The following is a 12356-nucleotide window of genomic DNA, read 5'->3' as shown; positions in this document are numbered from 1 at the left end:
GTCACAAGCTCGAATCGCGAAAGTTTACCCCTGGCGGCACATGGGGTCAAGCGAAGGCGACCGCACTGCAGCCGCCCATCTCCGCCCCCGGAACCTATTCAACCCGTCAACCCTCCCGCCAATCTCGCTCGTCTATCCATTTGTAAGGGTGCGATTTATCGCATCCGCGCTCTCGGCACGCTACCCATCTCCCGACAGCGAGGCACATCCGCTCCGATGCTCCAGCGCGGAGGCCGGGTTCATGTGCAAAGAATCACGGTCGATGAACGGCCGGCCACGCAACGTTCAGCATCGATCATCGGTAGATGTGCGGCACCCGCAGCTACCCCCCACGAAATGCCGGCCGACGCGCGGCGGCCGCAAGCAGCGCGAGCCCGTCCGGCATGCCGGACGGGCTCGCTGATGCCGCGGAGGTTCGCGCAGCTAGAACGACATCGCCGGGCAGGCGAGGCCCTGGCGGGGCGCGGTGGCGCCGGCCTGCTGGCAGTCCGCGCAGATGCCGTAGATCTCTAGGCGGTGGCGAGTGGGCAGGAAGCCGTGCTGCTTGCTCACCTGGTCCTGCACGCGCAGCACGTCGCGGCTGCGGAACTCCACCACCTTGCGGCAGCTGGTGCAGATCAGGTGCTCGTGCAGAGGCTGCTGCCCGAACAGGTGCTCGTACCGCTTGAAGCCGTCGCCGAAGTCGTGGTCCTCCACCAGCCCGCTGCGCACCAGGATCTCCATGGTGCGATAGATGGTGGCCTTGCCGATGCGCTCGCCCTTCTCCTTGAGCCGCGCCTCGATCTCCTCCACCGAAAGGTGCTCGGAAGAGGTGAACACCACGTCGGCCACCACCTCGCGCTGCTGGGTGATGGGAAGCCCCTGCTGGCGCAGGTAGCGCCGGAAGAGGTTCAGGTACGGAGACGTGGACGGAGCTTCGGTGTCGATGACGGACATGGCGGGTTCCCTCTGCCGGTGCGCGTGCCGGACGATGCGCCCGTTGCGTCCCCAACGATAATCATTCTCGACTACCGGAGTCAACCGATTCGACGCCCAGCTCTTTAAGCAGCCCGGCCCACCGGCCCGCGTCGCCCGCCACCTCGCGCATGTCCGGCACGTCGGCTTCCCCGCCCAGCCGCCGCACCACGCCGTCGATGATGCGGCCCACGCGGTCCTCGGGCACGGCGCCCTGCTCGGTCAGCGTGTCCGTCCGCTTCGTCTTCCCGCCCTTCAGCCGCTCGGCCTCGTACTGGAGCGTGAACAGCTCCCGCCGCCCCGCGTCGCCGTCGCCCGCGAACAGCGACAGCACCGCCAGCCCGCTCTCGCGCTCCCCGATCTGCCGCGCCGGAAAGAGCCACACGCCATCCACGCGTTCCACGGGCACCCGTTCGCCGAGCGCCGCCAGCGCGGCGCCGAGATGCGCGTTCATCGCTGAACCCGACGCTGCGGCAGTTCGCGGTTCGATTTACGCGAGCGCAGGGACGTTCACCTCTACGTGAAAACCCGCGTGCGACAGCATGTTCACAAGCGCATCGATGCTAAACTGCCCGATGCGCCCGCGCGTGAGCTCGCTGATACGTGGCTGTGTCACACCGAAGAGCTCCGCCGCTTCCGCCTGCTTCAATCCCCGTGTTTCGATGAGCTTCTCAATTTGCATCATCAGCAGCGATCGAATCTTCAGGTTCTCGGCCTCGGCTTCGGAGAAGCCGATGTCGGCGAATACGTTTCCACCGGCGGGGGTCGTGTGCGTAATAGGCATGATCACCTCGATCCTTTTCTCTGGGCGAGCTCGCGACGAAGCTGCAGCACTTCGCCGTACCGCGCCGCGGCCACTTCCTTGTGCCGCTTGCTCGTGGTTTCGGTGGTCTTCTGGAATGCGTGCAGGACGTAAATCGCCTCTTCGAACTTGGCAACGAACAGAACCCGATATTGAACGGTCCCGCCTTCATCGACCCGAATGCGGATCTCGTATGTCCCGCTACCGACGTCAGGCATCGGCTTGAAGTCCGTCGGCATCCCACCGAGCTGAACGCGCCCGAGCTGATAGCCCGCTTCCTGCCGCGCCGCTCCAGGAAATGCCGTAACGTCGGCCAGCGAAGCACCCATCCATTCCAACCGTTTTTCACCAGCGCCCATAAAATATATCCGATTCCGATAAATGCGAACAGTCTGCGGGACGCGGCATGCCACCCGCCCAGGGCTCCGGTATCCGGCTCCGACGCTGACGACTTGCTGGAGAGATGAAGATCGGTCGTGCGAGACTCGGCTAAGCCAACTCTCTCAGCCAACGCGGAGCCGAGATTCCGCGAGGGGTAGGCCGCAGCCCGGCTCCCCCCACGCGGGTCGATCCACCCGCTACGCCGAAACCGAAGTCGCGGGCCGCACATCCGCCGAAACCGAATCGGACGAAGCTGCACCGGACGAAGTGCGCTGGTCGGCCGCGAACCGATCGGCCTCCTGCTCCACGTAGAAGCGGAGCACGTGAAGGAAGTCCTGCGCGTTGGTGATCACGCCGAACGCCTGGTGCGTGCCGCGGTCCTTGAGCTTGCTGACCACGAACTCCGACGAGTCCACGCAGATGGTCGTGAGCGGCCGCACATCCCCCGTCTCCTCGTTCCACGCGTACGACGGCAGCATGTTGCCCGTGGCGATGGAGTGCAGCGCGGTGGCGATCATCATCACGCCCGTGGCGCGCCGCGTGTGCTCCTTCATCACCTCCTGGCAGCGGATCGCGTCCGTGATGGTGTCCGGCAGCGGCCCGTCGTCGCGGATGGAGCCGGCGAGCACGAACGGCACCCCGCACGTGACCAGCGAGTGCATGATGCCACCGGTGATGATGCCCTGCTCCACCGCCGCCCGTATGGACCCCGCCTTGCGTACCCGGTTGATGGCGCGCATGTGGAACGCGTGGCCACCCTCCATGGGCACGCCGCGGTTGTTCATGCCCAGCGTGGTGCCCAGCGTGGCGGCCTCGATGTCGTGCACCGCCACCGCGTTGCCGCCGAACAGCACGCCCACGTAGCCATTCTGGACGAACCACGCCAGCGTGTCGCGTCCGCGCGAGTGCAGCACGGCGGGGCCCACGACCCACACGAAGTGGCCGCCGCGGACGCGCTCCTCTACCAGGATGCGCGCCATCTCGCCGTAGTCGGTGGGCTTCTCGCGGCTGACCTCGCTGGACATGAACTTGAACTCGCCCTCGGGGCCCATGTCCGGGTCGCCCACGAGCCCGGTGGAGTGGACGAAGATGCCGCCCCTGCCGTCCTCGGCGAACCCCATGGCCACGGGCTGGCCCGCCTTCACGTAGCGGGCTTCCAGCACGCGCGGCACGCCGTCCGCGTCCAGCACCAGCGCCGAGTCCATGCGCGGGTCGCGCGGCAGCTTCCACTCGCCCGCCACGCGCACGTACGTGGGCAGGTTCGTCGTGCTGAAGAAGCCCTCCGGTAGCACGCCGTCCGCCGGGGCGGCCTCCCAGCGGGCGTCGGGAGCGTCGGCGAAGCGGGGCTGGCTGAAGTCGGGACGGCGATACATGGAGTGCGGAGGGTCCGGGGAAGGCGGCGGCGCGCGAGTGCCGCAAGGTAGCGCCACGCCCCCAGCGCGATCAAGCCGCGCCGCCGGGCCTTTCGCGCGCGGGCCCGAGGCCGCAGATTCGGACCCCATTCACCACGAGAGAGCGACCGAGATGCCACGCAGGGAGGCCGAGATAGACGCCGAGCAGAAGACGACGGAGTGGACGACCGAGGACTCCCGCGAGCTGTACAACGTGGAGGGTTGGGGCGTCGGCTACTTCGACATCAACGAGCGGGGGCACGTGACCGTGCACCCCACCAAGGAGCCCGAGCGGGGCCTGGACCTGTTCGAGCTGGCCATGGACATGGAGGCGCAGGGCGTGGCGCTGCCGCTGCTGGTGCGCTTCTCCGACATCCTGCGCACCCGCATCGAGACGCTGGCCGACCGGTTCCAGAACGCGATCCGCGAGTACCAGTACGACGGGCAGTACACCACCGTGTACCCCATCAAGGTCAACCAGCAGCGCCACGTGGTGGAAGAGATCGTGGCGTTCGGCGAGACGCACGGCGTGGGGCTGGAGGTGGGCAGCAAGCCCGAGCTCCAGGCCGTGCTCGCCCTCACCGAGCGCACCGACCACCTGATCGTCTGCAACGGCTACAAGGACGAGGAGTTTATGCGCCTGGCCCTCATGGGCCAGAAGCTGGGGCACCAGGTCCTCATCGTCCTGGAGAAGATCAGCGAGGTCGACATCCTCCTCAAGGTCGCCGCCGAGATGGGCGTGGAGCCCACCGCCGGCGTGCGCATCAAGCTCTCCACCACCGGCGCCGGGCGCTGGAGCGAGACGGCGGGCGAGAAGAGCAAGTTCGGCCTCAACTCCTCCCAACTGGTGCGCGTGCTGGACAAGCTCCGTGCAGCCGGCAAGCTGGACATCCTCAAGCTCATCCACTTCCACCTGGGCTCGCAGATCCCCGACATCCGCAACATCAAGCTGGCGATGAGTGAGGTGGCGCGCTTCTACGTGGAGCTGCGGCAGATGGGCGTGGAGATCGAGTACGTGGACGTGGGCGGCGGCCTGGGCGTGGACTACGACGGCTCGCGCAGCACCGCGTCGGCCAGCGTGAACTACTCGATCCAGGAGTACGCCAACGACATCATCTACGGCCTGGCCGAGGCGTGCCGCGAGAACGTGGTGCCCATGCCGCACGTCATCTCCGAGTCCGGCCGCGCCCTCACCGCGCACCACGCCCTGCTCCTCATCAACGTCATCGACCTGGAGACGCAGATCGAGGAGAGCCCGGACGCGGTGACGGAAGACGAGCACACGCTGGTGCAGGAACTGGCGGCCACGTACAAGGAGCTGGACGAGCGCAGCGTGCGCGAGGTGTACCACGACACCTCGTTCGCCAAGGAGCAGATGGTCACGCTCTTCAACAGCGGCGTGCTCTCCCTGCGCGAGCGCGCCATCGCCGAGCGGCTGTACCTCGCCATCATGAACCGGGTGGCGAAGCTGGCGGCGCAGGACGAGGAGGAGTACGAGGACATCCTGCCGGAGCTGAGCGCGATCCTCATCGACCGCTACTTCTGCAACTTCTCGCTCTTCCAGTCGCTGCCGGACTCGTGGGCCATCGACCAGCTCTTCCCCATCATGCCCATCCACCGGCTGGACGAGGAGCCCACGCGCCGCGGCACTTTGCAGGACGTGACCTGCGACTCCGACGGCAAGATCGACCAGTTCACCGGCTGGCGTAAGCCCAAGCCCAGCCTGGAGCTGCACAGCTTCGACCACGACAAGCCGTACCTGCTGGGCATCTTCCTCACCGGTGCCTATCAGGAGATCCTGGGCGACCTGCACAACCTGTTCGGCGACACCAACGCCGTGCACATCCGCCTCGCGGAGGGCGGCGGCTACGAGATCGGCGACCTGGTCCACGGCGACACCATCACCGAGGTGCTGAACTACGTGCAGTTCAGCGCGCAGGACCTGGTCGCCACCTTCCGCAAGAAGGTGCAGAACGCCAAGAAGAAGCTCACCCGCCAGGAAGCCAACGCCTTCATCGCCGACTACATCGCCGGCCTCGCAGGCTACACCTACCTCGAAGGCGAAGCGGACTAGACCCACGCATCTTGTTGTAGGGGTGCGATTTATCGCATCCGCCACTCTCCGCCCGCGCAGACTCGCCGACCCGCGCGATCAGGCAGCCCGCAGATGATCGGGTCGGATTCGGAAGATGTATGGCAGGAATTTCGGTAGATGAACAGCGGGCCGTCTCCACTCGGGAGGCGGCCCGCTCATCGTTCCACCACCCCGCGCTTGATTCGCGCCTCGCCGCTTCCATCTCTCCCGAACCGCCGCCATGGGTGGAGCAGGTGGATGTGACGCCGCCCAACCCTCCACTCCCTCCGGCAGATTCCGTCGATGGAAACACGACGGTCCCGCCATCTTCCATCTACGGAAGACCCGGGACCCCAGTTCGCCCTCCCCGGAGAAAAACCGATACTTACCGCTGCCGCACCTCACGACACGCGACCAAACGCCCGTCGCGGCATCCGCGCTCCATCGGCGAAGTACGGGACGCAAGCCACGGCTGCGCTACCGCTTACACCCGATCACCCCCGCTGTTCAACCGAGCAACAGCGCATCGGCCCACGTCGAACCGCAGTACGTTCCCTCTCCCACGCAGTTTGTGGGAGAGGGTGGCGGCTCTCAGGCCGCCGGGTGAGGGCCCGTATCAGCGCACATCTCCCGAGCCGCTGACCATCACGCCCCGATGAGCGCTCCCCGAGCCGCGTCGATCACGCGCGGCGCGACATCCGCTGCGCGTCCGGGCACGAGCGCGCCCGCGGCCTTCACGTGCCCCCCGCCGCCGAACTCCCGCGCCAGCCGGTTCACGTCCGCCTCGCCGTTCGAGCGGAAGGAGATCTTGGTCTGCCCGTCGTCCGTCTCGCGGAAGAGCAGCGCCACCTCCGTGCCCTCGATGGACCGCACGTGCTCGATCAGCCCGTCGAAGTCCTCGGCCGTGGCGCCGTAGCGGCGGGCGGTCTCGCCCGTGACCGTCATCCACGCGAGAGGCACCACCTCGTCCGTCTCCAGCGACCCCAGCGCGTCGCGCAGCAGGTCGAGCCGCCGCCGCGGCGCCGTCGCGAACAGCCGCCGGTACACGTCCTCCGGGTCGATGCCGCGCGACATCAGGTCGGCCGCGATGGCGTGCACCCGCGGCGTGGTGTTGCCGTAGCGGAAGCTGCCTGTGTCGCTCACCAGCGCCACGTACGCCCCCAGCGCGATCTGGGGCGTCAGCTCGTCGCCCGCGAGCGTCACCATGTCGAACACCAGCTCGCCCGTGGCCGCCGCCTCGGCGTCCTGCACGGCGAGCGCGCCCACGACCGCACGGCCGGCGGGGTGGTGGTCGACCACCACCGTCCTGTCATGCGGCAGGCAGGGCGCCAGGTCGCCCACGCGCTTGGGCTCGCTGGTGTCGAGCACGAGGAAGAGGTCCGCGCCGGCCAGCGCCTCGCGCGCCGCGTCCGTCCCCAGGTCGGCCACCACGTCGTGCCGGTGCAGCAGGAAGCGGAAGCTCTCCGGGAACGGCGTGGGGTTGACGATGGAGACGCGGCCGCCGCGCCCCTCCAGCCACGCCGCCACCGCCGCCTCCGAGCCGCTGCCGTCGCCGTCGGCGCCCACGTGGGTGGTGAGCACCACGTGGCGCGCGGCCAGCAGGGGCGAGAGCACGCGGCGCAGCGCCTGGGCGCGGAGTTCGGGAATGGCGAGCAGCTCGGTCATACGCGTGCGCGGGGCGGCGGTGGCGCGGGCGCGCGGCGGGCGGGTGCCGCCGTGCGTCCGGGGGAAACGCGCATCGTACATCGTCGCGGGGCGGGGCGCAATCGCGGCCGCGGCGCAGCGGGGGCCCGCACGCGCGGAACGCGACGGAATGCGCCACACGCCGTTGACTTCGTACTGCCCCGGGTTAGATTGCCCGCTTCCCCACGAGCACAGCCCACCCGGGCGAATTCGCACGGGGATACGCTGCACGGGCATGCCACGCGTACGGACGTCCGAACGTGCGCGCGGCCAGAAACCTTGCGGCAAAGGCGAAAAGCCTGTAGCGTCGCTGCACCGCAACGATCGCGCGGGTCCGCGCGCCACACGCGCGGCGCCCGCAGAACCCGGCCGCCAGGGAGGGCGCCTGCCCTCCGCGCCGGCCGTACCTCGCTTTACACCTCCGCTCCGCTCCGGGGCGGCCCATCCCTCTTCTTCCCCAAGGAGACGCTGTGAACCTGTTCGCTCGTAAGTCGATCGACGAGCTGCGCGCCGATGCATTCACCGAGGGCGAGCACAGCATGAAGCGCGCGCTCACCGCGGTGAACCTGGTCTCGCTTGGCGTCGGCGCCATCATCGGCACCGGCATCTTCGTGCTGATCGGGCACGCAGCGGCGGCCTACGCCGGCCCCGGCATCGTGATCTCGATCATCATCGCGGGCCTGGGCTGCGCCTTCGCGGGGCTGTGCTACGCCGAGTTCGCGGCCATGATCCCGATTGCCGGCAGCGCGTACACGTACGGCTACGCAACGCTGGGCGAGCTGATCGCGTGGATCATCGGGTGGGACCTGATCCTGGAGTACCTGTTCGGCGCGGCCACGGTGGCGGTGGGCTGGTCGGGCTGGCTGGCATCGCTGCTGCGCGACTTCGGCATCCCCATCCCCCCGCAGTGGTACAACGCCCCGGGCACGCACCTGGTGCTGAACCCCGAGACCAAGGCGTGGCAGCAGGTCACCCCGGAGCTCACCGAGTCGCTGGGCAAGACGGGTGTGGACATCGCCTCGCTGCCGCACGCCCTGGGCGTGTTCAACCTGGTGGCTGCGGTCGCCATCGCCCTGGTGACGGTGCTGCTAGTGGTGGGCATCAAGGAGTCCGCCAGCTTCAACAACGTGGCCGTGTTCATCAAGGTGGCCGTGGTCTTCACCTTCATCGGGTGCGGCCTGTGGTACCTGTTCGGCCACCCTGACCTGGTCCACAAGAACTGGTCGCCGTTCATCCCCCCCAACGAGGGCGGCGAGTTCGGCAAGTACGGATGGAGCGGCGTGCTGCGGGCGGCGGGCGTGATCTTCTTCGCCTACATCGGCTTCGACGCGGTGAGCACCACGGCGCAGGAGGCCAAGAACCCCCAGCGCGACATGCCCATCGGCATCCTGGGCTCGCTTGCGATCTGCACCGTGCTGTACATCCTGGTCTCCGGCATCCTCACCGCGCTGGTGCCGTACAGCCAGCTAAATGTGGCCGAGCCGGTAGCGGTGGGCATCGAGGTCATGGGCCTGCACTTCCTGGCCACGCTGGTCAAGATCGGCGTCATCGCCGGCCTCAGCTCGGTGATGCTGGTGATGCTCATGAGCCAGCCGCGCATCTTCTACTCGATGGCGCGCGACGGGCTGCTGCCCGCGACCTTCGGCAAGCTTCACCCGCGCTTCCGCACCCCGTACATCTCCACCATCCTCACGGGCGCCATCTGCGCGATCGTGGCGGGCACGGTGCCGCTGGCGCTGCTGGGCGAGCTGGTGTCCATCGGAACGCTGCTGGCCTTCGTGATCGTCTGCGCCGGCGTGTGGTACCTGCGCGTGAAGGAGCCCAACCGCGAGCGCCCGTTCAAGACGCCGCTGGTGCCGGTGGTGCCCATCCTGGGCATCCTGATCTGCTTCGCCATGATGGCGGGCCTGCCGGGCGACACCTGGCTACGCCTCATCGTCTGGCTCGTCATCGGCCTCGTGATCTACTTCATGTACAGCCGCAAGCACAGCGTCCTGCAGCGCACCGGCCACACCATCGGCAACCAGGCCGACGAGCCGTCGCGTCCCACGTACACCGACGACGCGGACAGCTAGCCGCAGGGTCGGTAGATGGAAGTTGATCGGGCGGGGCACGCATCGCGTGTCCCGCCCGATTCTCTTCCGGCCCGCCCCTCATCTCCCGACAGGACGGGGATGACGACGAAGATGCGGCGATGCGTAAGTGGATGTCGTCGGCAGAACGCGGGATCCGGCCTACGTCGCCGCCGTGCGTTCGGATCCGGATCGGTCGATGAGCGGTGCACCGCCGAGCGATGGAGCCAGCCGGCGGAGGTCGCACGGAGCGGGTGGCGGATACCGAGCCACTTGCTTTTTCGGCGCCGGAGCGCGATCCTGTCCCCGCGCGCGAGGGCGGCCCGTAAGTGGGCCCACGGGCGCGCGGGGCGGGCGGGCTCCCCACGGGGGCGGCCGCCCAGCCGAACGGGCGAGGGCATGCGGAACGTGCCCTCGCCCGATCCGCTTCCTGCCCTTACATTACGCAGTCTTTTGCCGGGTCGCCGGCACCGCGCGCCTCCACGCCGCCGAACGCGGCCCGGATGCGCGCGCGGGTGCCGCGCGTTTCTTTTCCGCTCACCCACATCCGTGGTCATGCATCCGATCGTCTACTTAGCTCCGGCGCTGGGAATCCTGGCACTGCTCTACACCCTGTGGCGCTCGTCGTGGGTGTCCGCGCAGGACGCCGGCACCGAGCACATGCGCACCATCGCCGGCTACATCGCCGACGGGGCGCGCGCCTTCCTGCTCGCCGAGTACAAGGTGCTGGTGATCTTCGCGGTCATCGCCTCGCTCTTCCTGGCGTACATCGGGTTGAACGACGACCGCAGCAGCCCGTGGATCATCGGGGCGTTCATCGTTGGCGCCATCTTCTCGGCCGCGGCGGGCAACGTGGGCATGCGCATCGCCACCAAGGCGAACGTGCGCACGGCCCACGCGGCGCGCACCAGCCTGAGCAAGGCGCTGGAGGTGTCGTTCGCCGGCGGCTCGGTGATGGGCATGGGCGTGGCGGGCCTGGCGGTGCTGGGCCTGGGCGGCCTGTTCATCGCCTTCTACTACATGTTCGCCGAGGGGCACGGCGCGAACAGCGTGGAGATGGCGCGCGCGCTCGAGGTGCTCACCGGCTTCTCGCTGGGCGCCGAGAGCATCGCGCTCTTCGCGCGCGTGGGCGGCGGCATCTACACCAAGGCGGCCGACGTGGGCGCCGACCTGGTGGGCAAGGTCGAGGCGGGCATCCCCGAGGACGACCCGCGCAACCCGGCCACCATCGCCGACAACGTGGGCGACAACGTGGGCGACGTGGCCGGCATGGGCGCCGACCTGTTCGGCTCGTACGTGGCGACCATCCTGGCCACGATGGTGCTGGGCCGCGAGGTGATCGCCACCGGAGACAACTTCGGCGGCATGTCGCCCATCCTGCTCCCCATGGTCATCGCCGGCCTGGGCATCGTCTTCTCGCTCATCGGCATCTTCTGCGTGCGCGTCAAGGAGGGCGGCGACGTGCAGGCCGCGCTCAACCTGGGCAACTGGGTGTCGGTGGCGCTCACCGCCGTCGGCTCGTTCATCCTCATCCGCATGATGCTGCCCGAGGGCACCATGCAGATCGGCCGCGCGGGCTCCGTGCCGTTCACGCGCATGGGGGTGTTCTACGCCGTGGCCGTGGGCCTGGTCGTGGGCGCGCTGATGAGCCTGATCACCGAGTACTACACGGCCATGGGCAAGCGGCCGGTGAACACCATCGTGCAGCAGTCCAGCACCGGCCACGCCACCAACATAATCGGCGGCCTGGCGATGGGCATGGAGAGCACCACGCTTCCCATCCTCGTCCTGGCGGGCGGCATCATCCTCTCCTACCAGTTCGCGGGCCTGTACGGCGTGGCGATCGCGGCGGCGGGCATGATGGCGACCACGGCCATGCAGCTCGCCATCGACGCCTTCGGCCCCATCGCCGACAACGCGGGCGGCATCGCCGAGATGAGCGAGCTCCCGCCCGAGGTGCGCCAGCGCACCGACATCCTGGACGCGGTGGGCAACACCACGGCGGCCACGGGCAAGGGCTTCGCCATCGCCTCGGCGGCGCTGACGTCGCTGGCGCTGTTCGCGGCCTTCATGGGCACGGCGAACATCGACAAGATCGACATCTCCAACGCCCGCGTGCTGGGCGGCCTGTTCGTGGGCGCCATGATCCCCTTCCTCTTCTCGTCGCTGGCGATCAGCGCAGTGGGCCGAGCGGCGATGGCGATGGTGCAGGAGGTCCGCCGCCAGTTCCGCGAAATCCCCGGCATCATGGAGGGCACGGGCAAGCCGGAGTACGACCGCTGCGTCGCCATCTCGACGAACGCCGCGATCAAGGAGATGCTGGTGCCGGGCTCCATCGCCCTGGTCGCGCCGGTCATCGTCGGCTTCGCGATGGGGCCGGAGGTGCTGGGCGGCATGCTGGCCGGCGTCACCGTGAGCGGCGTGCTGATGGCGATGTTCCAGAGCAACGCCGGCGGCGCGTGGGACAACGCCAAGAAGAGCTTCGAGAAGGGCGTGATGATCGACGGGGCGATGACCTACAAGGGCTCGGACGCGCACAAGGCGGCCGTGACCGGCGACACCGTGGGCGACCCGTTCAAGGACACGTCGGGTCCGTCGATGAACATCCTGATCAAGCTGATGTCCATCGTCTCGCTGGTGATCGCGCCGCACATCGCGGTTGCGTCTGTGGCGGGCCTCCAGGACCGCACGGTCGTCACCGCCCCTGCGGCGGCGAATGGGCTCCCGGCGGGGCCCCCGGTGACCACCGCCCCCGCCGTCGCGGCTCCCGTGACGACGGCTCCGGGCGACTCGCTCCCGTCCGCCGCGAACGACCCCGCCTTCCCCACGCGCCGGTAGGCACGCCGCGGCGGATTCGTTCGCCGCACGGGAGATGGGCACACGAAGCGCCCGCGAGCCAGCCGCTCGCGGGCGCTTCCGTTTGAGGTGCCGCACCATCTCCGCAGATTCGATGCATCCGGCTCCGCTCCAACCTCGCGGGAGGGGAGCACCTACGTGTG

9 protein-coding genes are annotated in these 12356 nt (G+C 68.5%); 3 read left to right on the top strand and 6 right to left on the bottom strand.

What is annotated here, in order from left to right; translation table 11 throughout:
- Positions 1 to 423 precede the first annotated feature (423 nt).
- From VFE05_22175 to VFE05_22155, 5 genes are all read right to left on the bottom strand, one after another.
- On the bottom strand, positions 424 to 936 hold the full coding sequence (locus tag VFE05_22175) for a Fur family transcriptional regulator (protein HET6232799.1): 513 nt from the start codon (positions 934 to 936) through the stop codon (positions 424 to 426).
- A gap of 61 nt (positions 937 to 997) precedes the next feature.
- Entirely contained in the window at positions 998 to 1408 is a 411-nt protein-coding gene (locus tag VFE05_22170; GenBank protein ID HET6232798.1) for a hypothetical protein, read from the bottom strand.
- A gap of 36 nt (positions 1409 to 1444) precedes the next feature.
- A complete protein-coding gene (locus VFE05_22165) occupies positions 1445 to 1738 on the bottom strand; it encodes an XRE family transcriptional regulator (protein HET6232797.1) in 294 nt (97 codons plus the stop codon).
- 2 nt (positions 1739 to 1740) lie between these two features.
- Positions 1741 to 2115, bottom strand: a complete 375-nt coding sequence (locus VFE05_22160) for a type II toxin-antitoxin system RelE/ParE family toxin (GenBank protein HET6232796.1) — start codon at positions 2113 to 2115, stop codon at positions 1741 to 1743.
- Between the two features lie 219 nt (positions 2116 to 2334).
- On the bottom strand, positions 2335 to 3510 hold the full coding sequence (locus VFE05_22155; protein HET6232795.1) for a hypothetical protein: 1176 nt from the start codon (positions 3508 to 3510) through the stop codon (positions 2335 to 2337).
- 151 nt (positions 3511 to 3661) lie between these two features.
- Here VFE05_22155 and speA point away from each other — a divergent pair, with 151 nt between their 5' ends.
- Positions 3662 to 5602 (top strand): biosynthetic arginine decarboxylase, encoded by a 1941-nt coding sequence (speA, locus tag VFE05_22150; GenBank protein HET6232794.1) that lies wholly within the window; start codon positions 3662 to 3664, stop codon positions 5600 to 5602.
- A 645-nt stretch (positions 5603 to 6247) separates the two neighbouring features.
- On the opposite strand, the gene VFE05_22145 is transcribed toward speA, so the two are convergent.
- Complete coding sequence (locus VFE05_22145) at positions 6248 to 7348, bottom strand: bifunctional oligoribonuclease/PAP phosphatase NrnA (GenBank protein HET6232793.1); 1101 nt, start codon at positions 7346 to 7348, stop codon at positions 6248 to 6250.
- A 407-nt stretch (positions 7349 to 7755) separates the two neighbouring features.
- Here VFE05_22145 and VFE05_22140 point away from each other — a divergent pair, with 407 nt between their 5' ends.
- Together VFE05_22140 and VFE05_22135 are read left to right on the top strand one after the other, a co-directional pair.
- Positions 7756 to 9360, top strand: coding sequence for an amino acid permease (locus tag VFE05_22140; protein ID HET6232792.1), 1605 nt, complete (start codon positions 7756 to 7758; stop codon positions 9358 to 9360).
- Positions 9361 to 9912: 552 nt separating this feature from the next.
- The gene (locus VFE05_22135) at positions 9913 to 12195 is read left to right on the top strand and encodes a sodium-translocating pyrophosphatase (protein ID HET6232791.1); all 2283 of its coding nucleotides are present in this window, start codon (positions 9913 to 9915) and stop codon (positions 12193 to 12195) included.
- The last annotated feature ends 161 nt before the right edge of the window (positions 12196 to 12356 follow it).

The sequence above is a fragment of the Longimicrobiaceae bacterium genome (assembly GCA_035696245.1).
Classification (GTDB): domain Bacteria; phylum Gemmatimonadota; class Gemmatimonadetes; order Longimicrobiales; family Longimicrobiaceae; genus DASRQW01.
This window is presented reverse-complemented; position numbering and strand designations above follow the sequence as displayed.

Coding starts and splice junctions, on each gene's coding strand:
- VFE05_22175 (HET6232799.1), bottom strand. CDS start 936: ATGTCCGTCATCGACACCGAAGCTCCGTCCACGTCTCCGTACCTGAAC.
- VFE05_22170 (HET6232798.1), bottom strand. CDS start 1,408: ATGAACGCGCATCTCGGCGCCGCGCTGGCGGCGCTCGGCGAACGGGTG.
- VFE05_22165 (HET6232797.1), bottom strand. CDS start 1,738: ATGCCTATTACGCACACGACCCCCGCCGGTGGAAACGTATTCGCCGAC.
- VFE05_22160 (HET6232796.1), bottom strand. CDS start 2,115: ATGGGCGCTGGTGAAAAACGGTTGGAATGGATGGGTGCTTCGCTGGCC.
- VFE05_22155 (HET6232795.1), bottom strand. CDS start 3,510: ATGTATCGCCGTCCCGACTTCAGCCAGCCCCGCTTCGCCGACGCTCCC.
- speA (HET6232794.1), top strand. CDS start 3,662: ATGCCACGCAGGGAGGCCGAGATAGACGCCGAGCAGAAGACGACGGAG.
- VFE05_22145 (HET6232793.1), bottom strand. CDS start 7,348: ATGTACGATGCGCGTTTCCCCCGGACGCACGGCGGCACCCGCCCGCCG.
- VFE05_22135 (HET6232791.1), top strand. CDS start 9,913: ATGCATCCGATCGTCTACTTAGCTCCGGCGCTGGGAATCCTGGCACTG.